Genomic DNA, 18,996 nt, shown 5'->3' on the forward strand with positions numbered 1-18,996 from the left:
CCGGTATTGCGTAGCCTGGCTTCATGATCGAGGTGGGCGCGCTGCGGGCGTTGCGCGCGGTGGCGGCGCTCGGGACGCTGGCCCGGGCGGCCGAGGAGCTCGGGTTCACCGCGTCGGCGGTTTCACAGCAGCTCAAGCGGCTGGAACGCCAGGTCGGGGTCCCGGTGCTGGCGCCGGCCGGCCGCGGGGTGGTGCTGACCACGGCCGGGCAGGCGATCGCCGACTCGGCGCCGGAGGTGTTCCAGGCGCTGGAACGCTGCGCCGAAGCGGCCCGGTCGGTTTCGGCGGGGGCACCGCGCGGCACGCTGCGGGTGGTGGCGTTTTCGACGGCCATCCGCGGCCTGCTCGCGCCGGTCGTGCCCCGGCTGGCGGCGCGGTGCCCGGAGCTGCGCCTGGAACTCACGGAGCAGGACCCTGACGAGGCGTTGCACAGCGTCGGCGCGGGGACGGCGGACCTGGGGCTCGTCCACGACGCCGACGGGTTGCCGCCGGCACCGCTGCCGCCGTCGCTGGTGCGGCGCTGGGTGCACACGGACCTCGGCGACGTGGTGATGAGCCGCGCGCACCCGCTGGCCCGGCTCGACGCGCCGCTCGACGAGGCCTCACTGGCCGGGCACGCGTGGGTGACCAGCCCGCCGGGAACCGTGTGCCACCAGTGGTTCCGGCGGTTGTTCGCGCAGGCCCGGACCGAGCCGGACGTGCGCCACTCGGTGGACGACTTCGCGACGCAGCTGTCACTGGTGGTTCCGGGACAGGTGGTGGCGCTGATCCCGCGGCTGGCCCGGCCGCCGCTGGGGGACGGCTTGGTGGCACGGCCGTTGCGGCGGCCGCCGAAGCGGGAGGTGCACGCGGTGTGGCGGCGGAGCGCGGAGGCGAGCCCGGCGATCCGGGCGGTGCTGGCCGAGCTGGGCCCGGCCGACGTGATCAGTGCAGCCGGTACACCGAAACGTGCGATGCCGACGCCGTCGTGAACTCCGTCCCCGTCCAGTCGGCGTGCCGTGACTCCAGCTCGAACCCGGCCAGCCGGCCCATCAGGTCCAGCTCGGCCGGCCAGATGTAGCGCTGGGGGCACCGGCTCAGCCGCGCCTGCCGGCCCTCGTCGAACGTGAAGTGGTGGGACACCAGGTGCTGGCGCACGGTGTCGTAGGTGTCGACACCGACGTACCCGGAGCCGGCGCGGAACACCACGGCGTCCTGACCCGGTGGCAGCCGCCGCAGCTCGGGGACGCCCAGCTCGATCACGAACCGGCCGCCCGGGTCCAGGTGGCGGGCCGCGTTGCGGAAGCACGCCACCTGCTCGTCCTGGGTCAGCAGGTTCGAGATCGTGTTGTACACGAGGTAAACCAGCGAAAACCGGCCCGGCGCGGTAGCCGTCGCCATGTCCCCGACGACGACCGGAATCGTCGCCTTCTGCCGCAGCCGGGCGAGCATCGGCTCCGACAGCTCGATACCGGTGACGGACACCCCGCGCTCGGCGAGCGGGACGGCGATGCGGCCGGTGCCGATGGCGAACTCCAGTGCCCGCCCGCCGCCGGCCAGCGCGGCCAGTCGCTCCACCGCGGGCCCGACGACCTCGGGGGCGAACATGCCGCGGCCGGGCGTGTCGTACCGCTCGGCCGTTTCGGTGTCCCAGATCTCGTCTTGTCGCACGGCTCCCACCCTCACCCGAGGCCGGGGAAACTGTCCAACCAATTAAGACTTGCCCGATTTCGGGCAGGAATTTGGGCCTCGGGCTCCCGGCAGTGCATGATGGCCCGCGTGGAGGACACCGACATCGTCGAGCGCGTCGCCGCGTCCACGGGGCTGCCGCCCCGGGTCGCCGCCCGGGTCGTCGACGACGTCCTGGCCTTCTACCGGACTCCCACCGAGGACTACGTGCGCCGCCGGCACGCCGAGCTGCAGGCCCAGGGCCGGAAGAACCCCCAGATCTTCCCGCTGATCGCCGCCGAGCTCCGGGGCCGCCTGGTGGCCGCGCCCGTCCTCTCCGAGCGGCAGCTGCGCCGCATCGTCTACGGCTAGAAAGGTTCGCCCGTGTGCGGAATCGTCGGCTACATCGGCGGCCAGAACGCCGCCCCCATCCTGCTCGAGGGCCTGACGCGGCTGGAGTACCGCGGCTACGACTCGGCGGGCATCGCCGTCCTCGGTGCCAAGGGCGGCACCCAGGTCCACCGGGTCGTCGGCCGGGTGCGGAACCTCACCGCGGCGCTGCCCAAGCGGCTCGCCGGGAAGGCCGGCATCGGGCACACGCGCTGGGCCACGCACGGGCCCGCGTCCGAGGCCAACGCGCACCCGCACACGTCCGAAGACGGCCGGATCAGCGTCGTCCACAACGGCATCATCGACAACGCCGACGCCCTGCGCGCCCAGCTCGCCGACGCCGGCGTCACCCTCACCTCCGAGACCGACACCGAGGTCCTCGCCCACCTGGTCGCGCGGGCGACCGCGGAAACCCTCGAGGACGCCGTCGTGCAGGCGGTCTCGCGGATCACCGGCACGTACGCGATCGCCGTCACCGACAGCGCCCACCCCGACCGCCTGGTCATCGCGCGCAACGGCTCGCCGCTGATCATCGGCGTCGGCGAGCGGGAGATGTTCGTCGCCAGCGACCTCGCCGCGCTCGTCCGGCACACCTCACAGGTCGCGCACCTCGACGACGGCGAGTTCGCGACCGTCTTCGCCACCGGCTACCGCACCTTCACCGTCGACGAGAGCGACACCACCAAGCCCGCCACCGAGATCGACATCGACGCCGAGGACCTCGACCTGGGCGGCTACCCGCACTACATGGCCAAGGAGATCCAGGAACAGCCCGAATCCGTCGAGCGGATCATCCGCGGCCGGCTGGACGACCGGTTCGGCGTCGCCCGCCTGGACGGGCTCAACCTGACGCCGCGGGAACTGCGCGGGTTCGCCCGCGTGAAGATCCTCGGCTGCGGCTCCGCCTACTACGTCGGCCAGATCGGCGCGACGATGATCGAAGAACTCGCGAGGATCCCGGCCGACGCCGAAGCCGCGTCGGAGTTCCGCTACCGCAACCCGATCATCGAAGCCGACACCCTCTACATCGCGGTCAGCCAGTCCGGCGAGACCATCGACACCGCCTTCGCCGTCGAGGAGATCAAGCGCAAGGGCGGCCGGGTCGTCGGCCTGGTCAACGTCGTCGGCTCGACGATCGCCCGCGCCTGCGAAGGCGGTGTCTACCTGCACGCCGGCCCGGAGATCGCGGTCGCCTCGACCAAGGCGCTGACCAACATGGCCGTCGGGTTCGCGCTGATCGCCCTGGCCCTGGGCCGGGTGCGCGATCTGTCCAATGCGGACGGACAACGGATCATCGACGCGATCCGCGCGCTACCGGGCCAGCTCAAGTCCATCCTGGACCTCGAGCCGGAGATCGCCGAGCACGCGAAGACCGTCGCCATCGCGAAGAGCCTGTTCTTCGTCGGCCGGGTTCGCGGCTACCCGGTGGCCCGGGAGGGCGCGCAGAAGTTCAAGGAGATCTCCTACCGCCACGCCGAGGCGTACCAGACCTCCGAACTCAAGCACGGCCCGCTCGCGCTGATCGACGAAGCGCTCCCGACCGTCGCGATCGTGCCGTCGGACGAGCTGACCGGGCGCAACCTGGCCGCGGTCCAGCAGATCAAGGCCCGCGGCGGCGCGGTGCTGGCGGTGACCCACGCGGACGTCGACTTCGGCGAACTGGACGTCCCGCGGATCGTGGTGCCCAAGACCGAGCCGGAGCTCGACCCGATCCTGCTGACCATCCCGCTGCAGCTGCTCGCCTACCACGCCGCGCTGACCCTGGGCTACGACATCGACAAGCCGCGCAACCTGGCCAAGTCCGTCACCGTGGAGTGAGTTCCTCAGCCGAGGCGGAAATCGGCCACCCGGATCGGCGACGGCGTCGTCCCGCTCGAAACCTGCTGGTACATCACGGAAATCACGCCGTCGGCGGCCAGCCGCGAATCGTCGACGTCGACCTCGCCGAAAGCGTGCAGGTCCGGGCTGTACACCGTCTTCCAGTCGGTCCAGCCGCTCGCCTTGGTCGCCGCGACGATCCGGCCGAACGGCATGACGAGGTAGGCGTTGTCGGCGCGGTCGAAGACCAGCTTCGTGCGCTGGGTGGACTCGGGCGCGACCGGCACTTCGCGCTTGGTCCAGGTGCCGTCGGCCGCCCGGCTGAGGAAGAACGTGCGGCCGTACTGCTTGCGCTGGGCGGAGTAGTTCGTGACGCACTGGGTGAACCGGCCAGGCACGTAGCTGATCACGGCGTGCGGCTGCCCCGCGGAGTCGACGGCCTGGCTTTCCTGGTTCATCAGCGCGTGGTCGACGCCGAGCGGGTCGACGACCGTGCCCGGCGAGGACACGGCCACCGGCGTGCCGCCCGTCGTCGCGACGACCGTGCCGGCGTTGTTCCGCCAGGTCCGGCCCCGGTCGTCGCTGGAGACGTAGCCGGTGTCGTGGTTGGCCAGCCCGCCGGCGTTGCACAGCACCCCGGAATTGCCTTCGCGCCAGGTGAACGTCGCGTGCAGCCGCCCGCCGGGCCCGTAGGTGAGGCCGTGCAGGTACATGTTGCGCGTGGTGCTGGTGACGCCGTTCGAAGTCCACGAGCCGGTCGCCGACGACCACTTCCCGAGCTTGCGCCAGCTGCCCCCGCTGTACTCCGCGAGTTCGTTGGTGCCGTTGCCGGAAGCGCCGGTCCGGTAGCTGAGCTGCAGCTTGCGCTCCGGCGTGACGACGAACTGCGGGTACGTGATCGCCCCGAGGTCGACGCCGTTCAGCGTGCGCTGCACCGCCCCGAACGCCGAAGACGTCCAGGCGTGCGAAGCGGGCGCGGACAGCAGACCGGCCACCGACTCGACGTAGTAGACCTGGTTGCCGTGGGTGTCCATGGCCACGTGCAGCCGGCCGTCGTCGGCCGAGACACCCATCGAGATGACGTTGTGCGAGTCGTCCACGGTCAGCTTGTGCGGCAGCGCGACGGTCTGCCACGCACCGCCGCCGCCGGCCCGCCGGGCGACCACCGCGCTGCGGTCCGCGGTGTACCAGGCGGCGTACTGGTAGCCCGCGTAGGTGAAGATCCCGCTCTGCTGGAAGGAGTCGTTGTTCACCAGCCCGTCGTAGGAGACGAAGTACAGTGCCTTCGCGTCGAGCTGGGTGTCGGCGATCTTGACCACGGACACGGCCGCCTCGGCGGGCGTGGCGGGTACCAGCGGCAGCGCCGCGGCCACCAGCACGCCGAGAATCCGGGAAAGCGCTCTCTTCGCCGCCATGGCCCACCCTTCCCGCGGTGTTAACGCGAACAAGGATTGCGCCACCGCTGGACGCCGTCAACCGACGGATGGGGGGTTTCGGCTAGGGCCTGTATCGAAGCGGGTCAGAGCCATTCGTTGATCGCGGCGATCTGGACGGTGGCCTCGTAGCGGACGGCGAGCTTGTCGTAGCGAGTGGCCACAGCGCGGTGGCGTTTGAGCCGGTTGATGCCGCACTCCACAACCGGCCCGGAGATTTTTTTGCGCGCCAGGCGAGGACCGGTCCCAGTTGGCCCGGGTCACACGGCGGGTTCGCCGGAGCGGCCCGCAGCACCAGCGGCAAGGCCGACAGCGGTCCGATCCGGCACATCTCCAGATCGGACCGCCACCACGTCACCCGGCAAGCGCTACCTACTGTTTGATGAAAATAAGGGAATCAGACGACGGCTCGCCGGTGGCATTGCTGACCAGGTAAACCACCACATAGCTGATCCCGCCCACTGGCCCGGCTTCGCTGAAGTGAAACGGAATCCGCTTATTCGTCGCAGTCCGCGTCTGCTCTTCCCAGAAGCCGTTTGCGGTGTAGAAATCGAAAACAGCAGTGGTCGATCCGGCGTTCTTGTCGTCGAATACCGTTCCCACGGCGGTGGCCGACCGATTCGAGAAGGAGATATCCACCGTAATGCAGCCGCTGGTCCCGTTGCAGAGATCGTCGGCAACGGCGGACTGGGCAGTCGCCACTGTCGCGCCGGCCGGCACGCTGATGCCGATGACGCCGAGCAGTGCGATGACGACAACCACCAAAGAGCGTCTCATTGCTTCCTCCCTAAAAAATGACTCGCTTCCAGTTCGCGATCAACGTCACGCCTGACCCGGCGACTTCGTTTATCCCCCACGGGGAGACCACTCGAACGGCCGATCGGCGTCGCCGCTTGGACTGGGTCACATGAGCAAATGCTTAGGGCCTGTATCGAACTGGGTCAGAGCCATTCGTTGATCGCGGCGATCTGGACGGTGGCCTCGTAGCGGACGGCGAGCTTGTCGTAGCGAGTGGCCACAGCGCAGTGGCGTTTGAGCCGGTTGATGCCGCACTCCACCGCATGACGTTGCTTGTAGATCTCGGGGTCGAAGGCCGGTGGCCGGCCGCCTTCGACCCCTTGGCCTTGCGGTGTGCGTCCTGGTCGGCCTTGCTCGGGATGGTCGCCTTGATCCCGCGACCGCGCAGGTGCGCCCGGTTGACTTTCGAGGTGTAGGCCTTGTCGGCAAGCACCCGATCAAGACGGGTGCGGGGCCGGCCACCGGCCAGACGGGGCACCCGGATCCCGGCCAGGACCGGAATGAACTGCGGGCTGTCGCCACGCTGCCCGGCGGTCAGCACGATCGACAACGGCTTCTGGCCCTATTCACACCCCAGATACAGTTTCGTCGTCAACCCACCGCGGGACCGGCCCAACGCGTGATCATCAGGCTCGATGGCGATCCCGCCGGGCGGCTCGGCCTGCAGATCCCCCTTTTCCGGCACCCGCGGCATGCTGGTGCGCCCGGGCGATCGTGGAGTCCACGCTGACATCCCACGTGATCCGCCCCGCCTCCTCGGCCAGTGCCTGCAACGCGGTCAGGACCTGCTGCCAGACACCGGCGCGTTGCCAGCGCCGGAACAGTCCGTAAGCCGCTGTCCAGGACCCATACCCTGGCGGCATGCCCCGCCACGGCGCACCGGTGCGCACCCGCCACCGGATCCCGTCGATCAGCTGCCGCTTGTTCCACAACGACGGCCGACCCGGTCGTGACGTTTCAGGCAGCAACGGCTCCAGCGCTGCCCACTGCTCGTCGATCAGGTCGAACCGCCCCGTCACCGCTAAGGTGCCCACGAGGTCTCCGGTGGCGTTCAGGTTCTTCTTGGTCGACGAACCACCTACCGGAGACCTCACCTATTTCGACCGCCGACACGCTAGCAACAACAACTCCAGCTCAACCAGCTTGAGAAGACTGCGATACAGGCCCTAGGGCCTGTATCGAAGTCGGTCAGAGCCATTCGTTGATCGCGGCGATCTGGACGGTGGCCTCATAGCGGACGGCCAGTTTGTCGTATCGGGTAGCCACCCCACGGTGGCGTTTGAGCCGGTTGATGCCGCACTCCACCGCGTGCCGCTGCTTGTAGATCTCGGGGTCGAAGGCCGGTGGCCGGCCGCCCTTCGCCCCCTTGGCCTTGCGGTGCGCGTCCTGATCAGCCTTACTCGGGATGGTCGCCTTGATCCCGCGACCGCGCAGGTGAGCCCGGTTGGCCTTCGAGGTGTAAGCCTTGTCCGCCAGCACCCGATCCGGACGCGTCCGCGGCCGCCCACCACTGGGCCGGGGCACCCGGATCCCGGCCAGGACCGGAATGAACTGCGGGCTGTCACCGCGCTGCCCCGCGGTCAGCACGATCGACAACGGCTTCTGCCCCTGCTCACACCCCAGATGAACCTTCGTGGTCAACCCACCGCGGGACCGCCCCAACGCGTGATCCTCCGGCTCAACAGTGGTTCCGCCCGGCGGCTCAGCCTGCAGATCCCCCTTTTCCGCGCACCTGCGGCATGCTGATGCGCCCGCGCGATCGTGGAATCCACGCTGACATCCCACGTGATCCGTCCCTCGGCCTCGGCCAGAGCCTGCAACGCGGCCAGAATCCGCTGCCAGACACCCGCGCGTTGCCAGCGCCGGAACAACCCATAAACAGCTGCCCAGGACCCGTATCCCTCCGGCATGTCCCGCCATGGCGCTCCGGTGCGCACCCGCCACCGGATCCCGTCGATCAACTGCCGTCTGCTCCACAACGACGGCCGACCCGGCCGCGACGGCATAGGCAGCAACGGCTCCAGCGCTGCCCACTGCTCGTCGGTCAGGTCGAACCGCCCCGCCACCGCTAGGGTGTCCACGAGGTCTCCGGTGTTCAGGTTCTTCTTGGTCGACGAACCAACTACCGGAGACCTCACCTATGTCGACCACCGACACGCCCAACAGCGCCAACTCCCAGCTCAACCAGCTCGAGACGACTTCGATACAGGCCCTAGGGCCGCCCGGCGAGGACCGCGCCGGCGATGTCCTGGCGGCGCAACCGTGCCTGCTTGGGCATGTTCCAGCCGAGCACGCCGGTGACGGCATCCCCGCGGCGGTACTGCGCCACGAACCGGCCCGCGCGCGGCTCACCCTCCACAACGGACACTTCGGCGTCCGCGGACAACGTCCCGTGCACGTGGATCCGGGCGTCGAACTGGTTGGTCCAGAAGTAGGGCACCGGCGTGTACGGGCGGTCTTCGCCGAGGACGTTCCCCGCGACGGCGACCGCCTGCTCGGTGGCGTTGGTCCGGTTTTCCAGCCGCAGCAGCGCGTCGAGCCCCTCGTGGTGCCAGCGGGCGACGTCACCCGCCGCGTAGATCCCGTCCGCCGCCCGGCAGCGGGAGTCGCACACGACGCCGTTGTCGCACAGCACCCCGCTGCCCGCCAGCCAGTCCGTCGCCGGCGCGGCCCCGAAGGCGACCACGACGACGTCGGCGGGCAGCACGTCGCCGGACGCCAGCCGCACCCCGGTGACCCGGCCGTCGTCCGCGGCGAGCCCGGTGACCGCGGAGCCGAGCCGCAGCTCGACACCGCGCGTGGCGTGCAGTTCGGCGAGCAGGCCCGCGGCGAGGGGACCGAACTGGGAGGCCAGCGGCGCGGGCTGCGGGCCCGCGAGGGTGACCGGCACGCCCGCCGCGCACACGGTCGCGGCGATCTCCGCGCCGAGCACGCCGTCCCCGACGACCACCACACGCTTGCCCGGCGCGAGGTCCGCGCGCAGGGCCAGCGTGTCGTCGAGGGTGCGCAGCACGTGGACGCCGCCGAGGCCGTCCTGCCCGGGCAGGGTGCGCGGCCGCAGCCCGGTGGCGAGCACGACCGCGTCCGCCGTCAGGGTGCGCCCGGTCGCCGTGTGGACGGTCCGCGCACCCGCGTCCAGCCGCACCGCCGGGTCGCCGAGCACGAACTCGGCGGCCAATGCCGACAGCGCCTCCGGCGTCCGCAGCTGCGCCTGCGCGGGCGTCCAGCTCCCGCCGAGGACCTGCTTGGACAGCGGCGGCCGGTCGTACGGCAGGTGGGCCTCGGCGCCCAGTACCGTCACGCGGCCCCCGTAACCCTTGCGGCGCAAAGCTTCCACGGTCGCGAGCCCGGCGGCCGAGGCCCCGACGACCAGGACGTCGCCGATCATCCCTGCTCGCTGACCGAAATCGCCACACCGGGGCACACGCTCGCCGCCTCGCGCACGACTCCGTGCAGCGCTTCGCCGGGGTGCTCGTCGAGCAGGATGACGATGCCGTCGTCGTCGCGCTGGTCGAACACGTCCGGGGCGAGCATGACGCAGGTGCCTGCCCCGCAGCACTTGGCTTCGTCCACGGTGACCTTCATGGCGGTTCCTTTCCTCGGGAGTTACTTGGTGACCGGCGCGAGCCACAGCCCGGCCAGTACGTCGGTGAGAGCGGTGGCGGTGTCGCGCCAGCCGGCCCTCGGGGTGCCCACGCCGTCGGCGAGGGCGCGTTCGCGCTCGGCCATCGCGTTCATCAGCACGAGGCGGGTGATGTCGTTGCGTTCGGCGCGGACTTCGGCGGGCAGGCCGGGCAGGCACCGGTAGAGGCCCGCGAGGGTCCGCGCCAGCGACGGGGACGTCAGCGTCTCCTCGATGGCGACCGTGCGCAGTGACGGCTCGGTCATCACCTGGGCGGCGAACCGGGCGAACCAGGTGGGCGCGCCCAGCTCGGCCAGGTGCTCGGTGGTGGGGTGCACCAGGCACCCGAGCCAGTCCCGCAGCCCGGCGTGGCCGCCCTCGTCCAGCCGGCGACCACGCAGCCGCTCGATCGGCCCGGTGTGCTTGCGGACGATGGCCCGCACCAGCTCGGTCCGGGTGCCGAAGTGGTAGCCGACGGCCGTGTTGTTCCCCTGCCCGGCCGCCTCGCCGATCTGCCGGTTGGACACGGCCGGCACGCCGTGTTCGGCGTAGAGGCGTTCCGCCGCCACGAGGAGCCGCTCCCGCGTCGCCTGCGCGCGGTCCGTCACCAGCGGACGGGCAGTTCCCGCAGCCCGCCGACCGCGAGCCCCTCGACCCGCCGCAGCTCGTCCGCCGGGACCGCGAGCTCCAGCGACGGCAGCTTGCGCAGCAGCACTTCCAGCACGACCTGCAGCTCGGTGCGGGCCAGCGGCTGCCCGAGGCACGCGTGCGCGCCGGCGCCGAAGGCCAGGTGCGGGTTCGGGCTGCGGGTCAGGTCCAGTTCGGCGGCGTTCTCGAAGGCGTCCTCGTCGCGGTTGGCCGCGGCCATGCTGCACATCGCGGTGGTCCCGGCCGGCAGCACCGTGCCGCCGACCTCGAACTCCTCGGTGAGGTAGCGCTGCATGCCCACGCCCGCGTTGGCGTCCGCCCGCAGGGCTTCCTCGACCGCCGTGCGCACCAGCGAAGGATCGGCCAGCAGCTGCTCCCACCGGCTCCGGTCGGCGAGCAGCATCGCCGTCATCTTCGCGATCATGTTCGCGGTGGTCTCGTGGCCGGCGATGAGCAGGCCGATGCCGGTGGCGGCCAGCTTCGCGTCGGACCAGCCGGCGCCGTCGGCGATCAGCGCGCTGAGGATGTCCTCGCCCGGCTCGGCCCGCTTGGCCGCGAGGTGCCCGCCCATGTACCGGCCGAACTCCGCCTGCGCCGCGTCGAACTCCGCCTGCGTGTAGCGGGTCATGCTGAGCATGACGTCGGACCAGTGGGCGAACCGGTCGCGGTCGGTGTCGGGCACGCCGAGCATGTCGCAGATGACCCAGACCGGCAGCGGGAAGGCGAGGCCGGCCTTGAGGTCGCCGGGCGCACCCTTCGCGACCATCTCGTCGATGAGCTGCTCGGCCATCGCCGCCATGCCGGGTCGCAGCGCGTTCATCCGCTTGGCGGTGAACCACTTGCCGATCAGGCGCCGCCACGTCAGGTGGTCTTCGCCGTGCTGCGGGAGCACGGACGCCATCTCGCTGTTGAACACCCCGCCCGATTCGGTGTCGGCGACGCGGGCCGCGTTGTCCGCCGGCGTCGGCCGGGTGAACCGCGGGTCGGACAGGACGCTCTTGACGTCGTCGTAGCGGGTGATCAGGGCGGCCTCGTCCCCGCTGGCCAGCGCGACGCGGGCGACCGGGCACTTCGCCCGGAACTCGGCCCACTCGGCCGGCGGCGCCAGCGCGGTGGCGGCCTCGAACGGGAAACGCGGCAACGGGTCGGTGTGGCTTGGCGTCATCACGGGCCTCTCGTTGGTGAATGTCCCCTGTCCGAGCATGGCGACGATCCGCAATTAAGTCAAGCAGTTGACTTAACTACAGGAGCGCCCACAGCCTCACAGGGGCAGAGGTGAGTTATTCGCGCTCGACCCTGCGCAGGCCGCCGCCGGGCGTCCACCACTCGACCACCAGCAGCGTCGCCGCCTCGTTCAGGTGGGTGTGCACGACCTCGGCGACGTCGGCCACGAACCGCTCGCCGTCCTCGGTGCGCGCCCGCCCGGCGATCTTCGCCTCCCCCGGCCACCGCGCCTCTTCGCCGTCCACCGGGTCGACCGTCGCGCTGTGCAGCGCGAACCGCGGATCCCGCCGCAGGTCCGCGCCCTTGCGCGCGTTCGGCATCGACCCGAAGACCAGCTCACCGTCCTCGAAGACCGTTTCGATGCCCGAGATCCGCGGCGAGCCGTCGGCCCGCAGGGTCGCGATCGTCTTGTGCTTGTGGGCGTCGAACAGGGCCCGCACCCGCCGCGCGAACTCCGGCTCCGCCGCTTCGCACTCCCGCCACGCCGTCATGTCCCCATGGTCGCGCACCGCAGCCCGGCGACGAGGACTTTCACCATCCGGCGCGCGTCGTACCGGGGGTCGTCCGCTCCGATGCAGAGGTTGCCGACCCCGCGCATGAGGTCCAGGGGCGCCACCGCCGCCCGGATCTCGCCGGCCGCGGCGGCGGCGTCGAGCAGCTCGGCGCACACCGGCACGAGCCGGTCGAGGAAGTACGCGTGCAGCGACTCGAAGCCGGCACTGTCCGACTGGAGGGCACCGGCGAGCCCGTGCTTGGTCACCAGGAAGTCGACGAACAGGTCGATCCACTGCGCCAGCGCGGCGTACGGCGAGTCGTTCGCGGCCAGCAGGGCCGGCCCCGCCTCCGTGCAGGCGTCCACCTGGTGCCGGAAGACCGCGATGACGAGGTCCGCCCGGGTCGGGAAGTGGCGGTAGATGGTGCCCATCCCGACGCCGGCCTTCGCCGCGATGTCCCGCACCGGCGCGTCCACGCCCGACGCGACGAAGACCGCCGCCGCCGCGTCCAGCAGTGCCTTTTCGTTGCGCCGGGCATCCGCCCGCTTGGGCTTGCGCTCGTCCACCGACCCCTCCCTTGCTAAGCGGAACAGAGTTCCGTATCGTTAGCGGAGCAACGTTCCGTTTGCTCATCATGCCACGGAGGCACCCCCCATGCAGTACCGCACCTTGGGCCGCACCGGCGTCCAAGTCAGCACCCTCGCGCTCGGCGCGATGAACTTCGGCGCCATCGGGCGCGTCACCCAGGACGAGGCGACGGCCATCGTCGACGCCGCGCTCGAAGCCGGCATCAACCTCGTCGACACCGCCGACATGTACGGCCAGGGCGAGTCGGAGACGATCGTCGGCCGGGCGATCGCCGGCCGCCGCGACGACCTCGTGCTGGCCACGAAGGCGACCATGCCGATGGGCGAAGAGCGCAACCACCGCGGCAACTCGCGCCGCTGGCTGGTCCGCGCACTCGAGGACAGCCTGCGCCGCCTCGACGTCGACCACGTCGACCTCTACCAGCTCCACCGCTGGGACCCGGCCACGAGTGATGAGGAAGCGCTTTCCGCGCTGACCGACCTGCAGCGCGCGGGCAAGATCCGGTACTTCGGGTCGTCGACGTTCCCCGCGTACCGCATCGTCCAGGCGCAGTGGGCCGCCCGCGAGCACCACCTCGGCCGGTACGTCACCGAGCAGCCGAGCTACTCGATCCTGCAGCGCGGCATCGAAGCCCACGTGCTGCCGGTGACCGAGGAGTACGGCATGGGCGTGCTGGCGTGGAGCCCGCTGGCGTCGGGCTGGCTGTCGGGCGCGGTCCGCGCGGGCCGGGAGATCACCACCAGCCGCGCGGCGGTCCTGCCGGAGCGCTTCGACCTCGACGTTCCCGCCAACCGGGCCCGGCTCGACGCCGTCGAGAAGCTGGCCAAGCTCGCCGAACAGGCCGGGCTCACCTTGATCCAGCTCGCGCTCGGCTTCGTCACCGCGCACCCCGGCGTGACGAGCGCGCTCATCGGCCCGCGCACCCTGGACCATCTGCGCTCGCAGCTCGAAGCCGCCGACACCGTGCTGCCCGCCGACGTCCTGGACGAGATCGACGCGGTCGTCGCCCCGGGCACCGACCTGGCCCCGGGCGAGAAGTTCGACACCCCGCCGGCCCTGCTCGACCCGTCGCTGCGGCGGCGCCGATGAGGTTCGGCATCCTGACCGCACCGATGCAGGTGGGGTACGACGAGATCCTGCGCGTCTGGCGCGAAGCGGACACGGTGCCGGAGATCGAGCACGCGTGGCTGTTCGACCACCTGATGCCGATCGGCGGCGACCCGGACGGCCCGATCTTCGAGGGCTGGACGCTGCTTTCGGCGCTGGCGGCCCAGACGTCGCGGCTGCGCATCGGCCTGCTGGTCACCAGCAACCGGTTCCGCCCACCGGCGCTGCTGGCGAAGATCGCCACGACGGTCGACATCGTTTCCGGCGGCCGGCTCGACTTCGGCATCGGCGCGGGCTCCCGGCCGAGCCACCCGCTGGCCCGGCGGGAGTACGACGCGCACGGCCTGCCGTACCACAGTCAAGAGGACGCCGTGGCGGCCCTGGCCGAGGCGTGCACGGTCATCCGTCGCTTGTGGACTTCACCGGAGCCGTTCGACTTCGAAGGTGAGCACGTCCGGCTGACCGGAGCATTCGGCAATCCGCGCCCAGTGCAGAGCCCACACCCACCGATCATGATCGGCGGCCGGGCGAGCGCCACCCTGCGCGTGGTGGCGGAGCACGCAAACCTGTGGAACATCCCGGGCGGCGGCGACATAGCGGACCTGGCCGCCCGGAGCCGGTTGCTGGACAAGTACTGCGCAGAGATCGGCCGCGACCCGGCGGAGATCACCCGATCGATCTTCCTCCCGGTGGATTACGAGCACCCGGAGACAACCCGGGCAAAGATCGCCGAGGCGGCGGACGCCGGGTTCGGGCACTTCGTGCTCGGGCTGGGGAATCCGTACCCCGAGGGGGTGGCGCAGTGGGTGGCGGATGAGCTGATCCGCAGGTAGTGAGACCAAGCGGCGCCCCCTGTCCTGACAACAAAGGAGCACGGTGGTCATCCCGTCGCCTGAGGCCCGAAAATCACTTTGAGCCGGGCCCGCAACCCACAGTGCAGCGTGCGGGGAAAGCGGAAGCTTGCGGGCCCGGCTCAAAGTGATAGGCCTCAATCAGGCGACGGGATGACCACCGCGCGGCCCACCTCGAGAAAGCGAGGGGGCAGCGGCGACGGGTGGCCATCCCGGAGCCTGCCCGTCCGGCGAGGACAGCTTTTGTCTTTTACCGCGGTAGAGCGGCACCGCGGGGTTCTGCCGTGGCTTCTACTACGGGTTCTGCCGCGGCAGGGCGGGTCCGACCTCCCCCGCCCCTCCGGTTGGAGTTTCAGCCGCCGATCGGGTTTGTCAAGGCGGGAAAGCGTGCCTTGACAAACCCGATCGTCGACTGAAGAGAAGGCTGGGATGAGGGGCGGGGGAGGTCTGGTGACGTCGTTGGTCGGCTTGCGTTGCCGGCCGTCAGTTCGCGCGTGGCCTGTGGACAGCCCTTGCGGAGGGCGCCGGTTTTGTCAGTGCCCTCCGCTAGCGTGGAAATCGGGGGCTGCTCAGCCCCGGCCCCGTGGGGACCTTGCCACGTGCTCCGCCAGTTTCTCGCCCCGGCGATCACCGGTCCTCGCCCCTGCGATCGCCGGCCAGGCCGACATGAGCGGTGGTTGCTGCCCGGCAGCCGCTGTCGTCAGGGCGAGTTGGCCAGGTGGGCTAAGGCCGACCGCAGCACCCGCCGGGCTTCCGGGGCCAGACCGGCCAGCTTCCGCTCCTCCACCTCGCGGATCCCGGCCCGGACCGCCGCGTACCGCCGGATCCCCTCCGGCGTCAGCCGGACCACCCGCGCGCGGCGGTCGGCCGGGTCCGGCTGACGGGCCACCAGTCCCCCCGCTTCGAGCGCGTCGAGCAGGGCGATCAACCGGGTCTTGTCGTAGTGGATCTGCTGGGCCAGCACCAGCTGGCTCGGCGCCGCCCCGGCGGCCAGCGCCGACAGCACCACGTACTGCCACATCGAGAGGCCGTGCCGCTCGAGCACCGGCCGCTCGGCTTCGGCCAGGCTGCGGCCCGCCCCGGCGCAGAGGGCTCCGAGATCGTCGTCCTCGTTCACCGGCGGGATTTTACGCGTGGACAGATCGTACGCAGGTGCGTATCGTTTTCGCCATGACACCCACGACTCTCGGACGCGCCGAAACCCGTTCCATCTCCATCGCCACCCCGCCGGAGCGGGTCGTCGAATACCTGGCCGATCCTCGTCACCTCCCTGACTGGGCGCCTGGCTTCGCCACCGCGGTCGACCACGACCACGACGACATCTGGCGCGTCCACACCGAAAGCGGCCCGCAGCGGGTCGCCGTGCGGGTCGCGGCCGAGCACGGCGTCGTCGACGTCGTCAGCGCCGACGCCCCGAACCTCGGCCTGTTCACCCGCGTCGTGCCGAACCTGACCGGCGCCGAACTGATCTTCAGCCTGTTCTTCCCCGACGGCACCGACCCGTCGGCGGTCGACGCGCAGATGGCGGTCGTCGGCGAGGAGCTGCGAGCCGTGCGCGAGCGCGTCGAGAGCGGCCGGTGAACCGGGGCGTCCGCTCCGTCGACGACCTGCTGCGCCTGCTCGACGGCCTGTTCGACGACCGCTCCACCTCGGACTGGTGGGACCGCTTCTACACCGACCGCGACCGGCCCGTCCCGTTCTTCGTCAGTCTCCCCGACGAAAACCTCGACGGCTGGCTCCGCGACGGCCCTCTCCGCGGCGGCCGCGCCTTAGAACTCGGCTGCGGGCCAGGCCGCAACGCACTCCGGCTCGCGGCCGCAGGCTACGAAGTGGACGCCATCGACCTCTCGCCCACCGCGATCGCCTGGGCGCGGGAACGCGCGGGCGAAACCCCCGGCGTCCGCTTCCACTGCGCGGACATCTTCGCGGTGGAGCTGCCGCACGAAACCTACGACCTCGTCTACGACTCCGGCTGTCTGCACCACCTGGCCCCGCACCGGCGGATCAGCTACCTGGCCCTCCTCGACCGCCGGCTCGCGCCGGGCGGCCACTTCGGCCTCACCTGCTTCGCCGCGGGCACCGGCGACGCGAACTCGGGCGTCGAGATCCCTGACGCCCAGCTCTACCGCGACGGCAGCCTTCACGGCGGTCTCGCCTACGACCCGGACGACCTGCGCCGGCTGTTCGGCAGCTACACCGAAGTCGAACTGCGCGCCATGAACGGCGAACCGGCCGACGGCCTGTTCGGCGTGCCCTTCCTCCTCACCGGCCTCTTCAGCCGATGAGGAGGAAGGCTCCCTCACTCAGCCCACCGCGCAGAGCACACCGTTGAGGGTGAACGCCGTCGGCAGGATGTTCGGCCCGCTGTAATCGGCGGTGAACCCGACGTCCACCCCCGCCGCCGGTGGGGCCGATGACGAGACCGTCACCGTCGTGCCGTTCTGGGCCCAGGTGCCGCTCCAGCCGCCGGTGAGCCGCTGCCGCGCGGTCGGCCAGCCGAACGTCAGGGTCCAGTCCCCCACCACGCCGGTGGCGGTGACGTGGATGCCGCCGACGAAGCCGCTCGCCCAGTCGGTCACGTCGGTCATCCGGACCGTGCAGCTGCTCGCCGACGGCGCGCCGGTCGTGAGCGTCAGCGGCGGGGAGGCCGCGGACACGTTCCCGGCCGTGTCGCGCGCCAGGACGTTGACCGTGTGCCGGCTGCCCGGCACGAGGTTCCCGACGTCGAGCGACGTCCCGGTCGTCTCGCCCCACTGTTCACTGGTGGTGCCGACCTGCCGGTAAACCTCGTACTTCGCGATCGGGTGGGCGCCGGGCGCGGCTGCGGGCCAGCTGATCGTCGCGGTCCGGTCGGTCGCCGTCCCGGCCGGCTGCCCGGGCGTCCCGGGTCCGCCGGACGCGGCGGCCGCCGGGTGCAGCACCACGGTGGTGAGCGAATACGGCGGCAGCGTCTGGGAAGTGCTCGTCCCGGCCGTGGCGCTGCTGATCGCCGTCGCGCCGTTGGTCAAGGTGAACACCTGAGGCGCGGCCGCGGCCGGCGTGTAGCCCGCGTAGTCCAGGGTCACCGTCCTGGCCTGGTCGGGGTCCTTGTTGAGCAGCAGCACGGCGAGGTCGCCGTTCGGCCGCCGGACGGCGTGCGCGCCGACGAGCGGGTCGTCCGCGGCGGCCCGGACGTACTGGTCGCCGGGGTGCGCGAAGGTGCTCAGCATCTTCAGGCCGTAGTAGGGCGCGAACGGCGTGTTGAGCGCGGGCTCGCAGGCGCCGCCCTCGAGGCAGGTCGCGCTGGAGAGCAGGCCGGAGTCGCCGTAGTCCGGGTAACCGGCCACAGTGGACAGTTTCGTCCCGCCGTTGTGCGTGTCCCACCAGTCGACGGTGAACACACCGTTCTCCAGCAGCGAGCTGTAGGTGTCGGCGGCGAACAGGGCGCCGGGCTGGGTGTCCATGCCGACCGGCGTGTTCGTTTCGGTCATCGAGATGCCGATCCGGCCGGAGTTCGCGCCCGCGTACCGCGTGATCTGGTCGCGCGCCAGGTAGATCATGTCGGTGATCTGCTCCGGCTTGGCGAGGGCTTCCGACGCCGTCGAGCCGCTGGGGTACCAGTGCAGGATGACGAAGTCGATGTGCGGGCCGGCGATCGACAGCACGGTCTGGTTCCAGGTGGCCGTGTCCCCCGAGCCGACGATGCCGTCCGGCCAGTTCGCCGGGGTCGTCAGCACGGCGCCGATCTTGACGCCCGGATCGGCGGCCTTCATGGCGTCGGCGTAGGCGACCACTCCGTTGGCGTAGGCGGCAGGGCTCTTGTCGGCGTGGTTGTCGGCTTCCCAGTTCGCCCCGTAGTGCCCGTTGCCGTACAGCTCGTTGCCGATTTCCCAGTACTTGACGCCGTAACCCTTGGTCACGTTGGCGTACCGCACCCAGTCCGCGGCTTCCTCGGGCGTGCCGGTGCCGTAGTTGGCGATGATGATCGGCTGGGCGCCGGCTCGGCGCACCCCGCCCATGAAGGTGTCGAAATCGGTGTTCGGCGCCACGTACCCGCCCGGCGCGGTGTTGTCCTTCCAGTGGTAGATGTCGCCGTAGGAACCACCGGGGTACCGCATCGTGCGGACACCGGCGGCGCCGAACAGGTCGGCCACCTCGTCGGTCCCCAGCTGGCTGTCCCAGACCGCGTGGTTGATGCCGATCCCGGTGTCCGGCACGGTGGCCAGCCCGGCTCGGGCGTTGACGGTGACGGTCGCCGCGGGCGTGGTCGCCGCCCCGGCGGTGCCGGCGGCCGGCACCGCCCCGGCGAGCACGGCGATCACCGGCCACGCTGCCCAGCGCAGACGTCGAGCTGTCATGAAGGTCCATCCTCACTCGTCGGGCACGAACGGATGACT

The 18,996-nt window shown here is 71.0% G+C and carries 19 protein-coding genes and 1 pseudogene; 7 read left to right on the plus strand and 13 right to left on the minus strand.

What is annotated here, in order from left to right; all coding sequences use genetic code 11:
* Nucleotides 1–23 precede the first annotated feature (23 nt).
* Nucleotides 24–971, plus strand: coding sequence for a LysR family transcriptional regulator (locus QRY02_RS26630; protein WP_285985582.1), 948 nt, complete (start codon nucleotides 24–26; stop codon nucleotides 969–971).
* Here QRY02_RS26630 and QRY02_RS26635 read toward each other — a convergent pair.
* The gene (locus QRY02_RS26635; RefSeq protein ID WP_285985583.1) at nucleotides 925–1,650 is read right to left on the minus strand and encodes a class I SAM-dependent DNA methyltransferase; all 726 of its coding nucleotides are present in this window, start codon (nucleotides 1,648–1,650) and stop codon (nucleotides 925–927) included. The genes QRY02_RS26630 and QRY02_RS26635 overlap by 47 nt on opposite strands.
* Nucleotides 1,651–1,746: 96 nt before the next feature.
* Between QRY02_RS26635 and QRY02_RS26640 the strand changes: the two genes are divergently transcribed.
* Complete coding sequence (locus QRY02_RS26640; RefSeq protein ID WP_285985584.1) at nucleotides 1,747–2,019, plus strand: hypothetical protein; 273 nt, start codon at nucleotides 1,747–1,749, stop codon at nucleotides 2,017–2,019.
* A 12-nt stretch (nucleotides 2,020–2,031) separates the two neighbouring features.
* Nucleotides 2,032–3,855, plus strand: a complete 1,824-nt coding sequence (glmS, locus tag QRY02_RS26645) for a glutamine--fructose-6-phosphate transaminase (isomerizing) (protein WP_285985585.1) — start codon at nucleotides 2,032–2,034, stop codon at nucleotides 3,853–3,855.
* 5 nt (nucleotides 3,856–3,860) lie between these two features.
* Here the strand turns inward: glmS and QRY02_RS26650 are convergent, their stop codons facing one another.
* From QRY02_RS26650 to QRY02_RS26700, 10 genes and pseudogenes are all read right to left on the minus strand, one after another.
* The gene (locus QRY02_RS26650) at nucleotides 3,861–5,270 is read right to left on the minus strand and encodes a BNR repeat-containing protein (RefSeq protein ID WP_285985586.1); all 1,410 of its coding nucleotides are present in this window, start codon (nucleotides 5,268–5,270) and stop codon (nucleotides 3,861–3,863) included.
* Between the two features lie 390 nt (nucleotides 5,271–5,660).
* Complete coding sequence (locus QRY02_RS26660; protein WP_285985587.1) at nucleotides 5,661–6,050, minus strand: hypothetical protein; 390 nt, start codon at nucleotides 6,048–6,050, stop codon at nucleotides 5,661–5,663.
* A gap of 179 nt (nucleotides 6,051–6,229) precedes the next feature.
* Nucleotides 6,230–7,105, minus strand: a pseudogene (locus QRY02_RS26665) (IS5 family transposase).
* A gap of 169 nt (nucleotides 7,106–7,274) precedes the next feature.
* Nucleotides 7,275–8,092 (minus strand): IS5 family transposase gene (locus tag QRY02_RS26670; protein WP_285993920.1). Its coding sequence is split into 2 segments (ribosomal slippage): nucleotides 7,275–7,759 and nucleotides 7,759–8,092, totalling 819 coding nucleotides; the frame shifts between segments, so codons are not numbered across the junction.
* Nucleotides 8,093–8,298: 206 nt separating this feature from the next.
* The gene (locus QRY02_RS26675; RefSeq protein ID WP_285985588.1) at nucleotides 8,299–9,474 is read right to left on the minus strand and encodes an NAD(P)/FAD-dependent oxidoreductase; all 1,176 of its coding nucleotides are present in this window, start codon (nucleotides 9,472–9,474) and stop codon (nucleotides 8,299–8,301) included.
* Complete coding sequence (locus QRY02_RS26680) at nucleotides 9,471–9,671, minus strand: ferredoxin (RefSeq protein WP_285985589.1); 201 nt, start codon at nucleotides 9,669–9,671, stop codon at nucleotides 9,471–9,473. Before QRY02_RS26680 ends, QRY02_RS26675 begins: the two co-directional genes overlap by 4 nt.
* A 21-nt stretch (nucleotides 9,672–9,692) precedes the next feature.
* Entirely contained in the window at nucleotides 9,693–10,316 is a 624-nt protein-coding gene (locus QRY02_RS26685; protein ID WP_285985590.1) for a TetR/AcrR family transcriptional regulator, read from the minus strand.
* Complete coding sequence (locus tag QRY02_RS26690; protein ID WP_285993921.1) at nucleotides 10,313–11,521, minus strand: cytochrome P450; 1,209 nt, start codon at nucleotides 11,519–11,521, stop codon at nucleotides 10,313–10,315. The genes QRY02_RS26685 and QRY02_RS26690 overlap by 4 nt, the downstream gene beginning before the upstream one ends.
* Before the next feature lie 115 nt (nucleotides 11,522–11,636).
* Nucleotides 11,637–12,071, minus strand: coding sequence for a pyridoxamine 5'-phosphate oxidase family protein (locus QRY02_RS26695; RefSeq protein ID WP_285985591.1), 435 nt, complete (start codon nucleotides 12,069–12,071; stop codon nucleotides 11,637–11,639).
* The gene (locus QRY02_RS26700; RefSeq protein WP_285985592.1) at nucleotides 12,068–12,640 is read right to left on the minus strand and encodes a TetR/AcrR family transcriptional regulator; all 573 of its coding nucleotides are present in this window, start codon (nucleotides 12,638–12,640) and stop codon (nucleotides 12,068–12,070) included. The genes QRY02_RS26695 and QRY02_RS26700 overlap by 4 nt, the downstream gene beginning before the upstream one ends.
* Before the next feature lie 88 nt (nucleotides 12,641–12,728).
* Here QRY02_RS26700 and QRY02_RS26705 point away from each other — a divergent pair, with 88 nt between their 5' ends.
* Entirely contained in the window at nucleotides 12,729–13,751 is a 1,023-nt protein-coding gene (locus QRY02_RS26705) for an aldo/keto reductase (RefSeq protein ID WP_285985593.1), read from the plus strand.
* Nucleotides 13,748–14,602 carry an LLM class flavin-dependent oxidoreductase gene (locus QRY02_RS26710; protein WP_285985594.1) on the plus strand — a complete coding sequence of 285 codons (855 nt, stop codon included), beginning with the start codon at nucleotides 13,748–13,750 and terminating at the stop codon, nucleotides 14,600–14,602. Before QRY02_RS26705 ends, QRY02_RS26710 begins: the two co-directional genes overlap by 4 nt.
* 718 nt (nucleotides 14,603–15,320) lie before the next feature.
* Here the strand turns inward: QRY02_RS26710 and QRY02_RS26715 are convergent.
* Nucleotides 15,321–15,737 (minus strand): MarR family winged helix-turn-helix transcriptional regulator, encoded by a 417-nt coding sequence (locus tag QRY02_RS26715; RefSeq protein ID WP_285985595.1) that lies wholly within the window; start codon nucleotides 15,735–15,737, stop codon nucleotides 15,321–15,323.
* Nucleotides 15,738–15,790: 53 nt separating this feature from the next.
* On the opposite strand from QRY02_RS26715, the gene QRY02_RS26720 reads away from it, so the two are divergent.
* Both QRY02_RS26720 and QRY02_RS26725 read left to right on the plus strand, forming a co-directional pair.
* Complete coding sequence (locus QRY02_RS26720; RefSeq protein ID WP_285985596.1) at nucleotides 15,791–16,201, plus strand: SRPBCC family protein; 411 nt, start codon at nucleotides 15,791–15,793, stop codon at nucleotides 16,199–16,201.
* Nucleotides 16,198–16,905, plus strand: coding sequence for a class I SAM-dependent methyltransferase (locus QRY02_RS26725; RefSeq protein WP_285985597.1), 708 nt, complete (start codon nucleotides 16,198–16,200; stop codon nucleotides 16,903–16,905). Before QRY02_RS26720 ends, QRY02_RS26725 begins: the two co-directional genes overlap by 4 nt.
* 18 nt (nucleotides 16,906–16,923) lie before the next feature.
* Here QRY02_RS26725 and QRY02_RS26730 read toward each other — a convergent pair whose 3' ends face one another.
* Nucleotides 16,924–18,957: a cellulose binding domain-containing protein gene (locus QRY02_RS26730; protein WP_285985598.1), complete on the minus strand. Its 2,034-nt coding sequence runs from the start codon at nucleotides 18,955–18,957 to the stop codon at nucleotides 16,924–16,926.
* Nucleotides 18,958–18,996 lie beyond the last annotated feature (39 nt).

It is taken from the genome of Amycolatopsis sp. DG1A-15b, assembly GCF_030285645.1.
In the GTDB taxonomy this organism is placed as follows: Bacteria; Actinomycetota; Actinomycetes; order Mycobacteriales; family Pseudonocardiaceae; genus Amycolatopsis.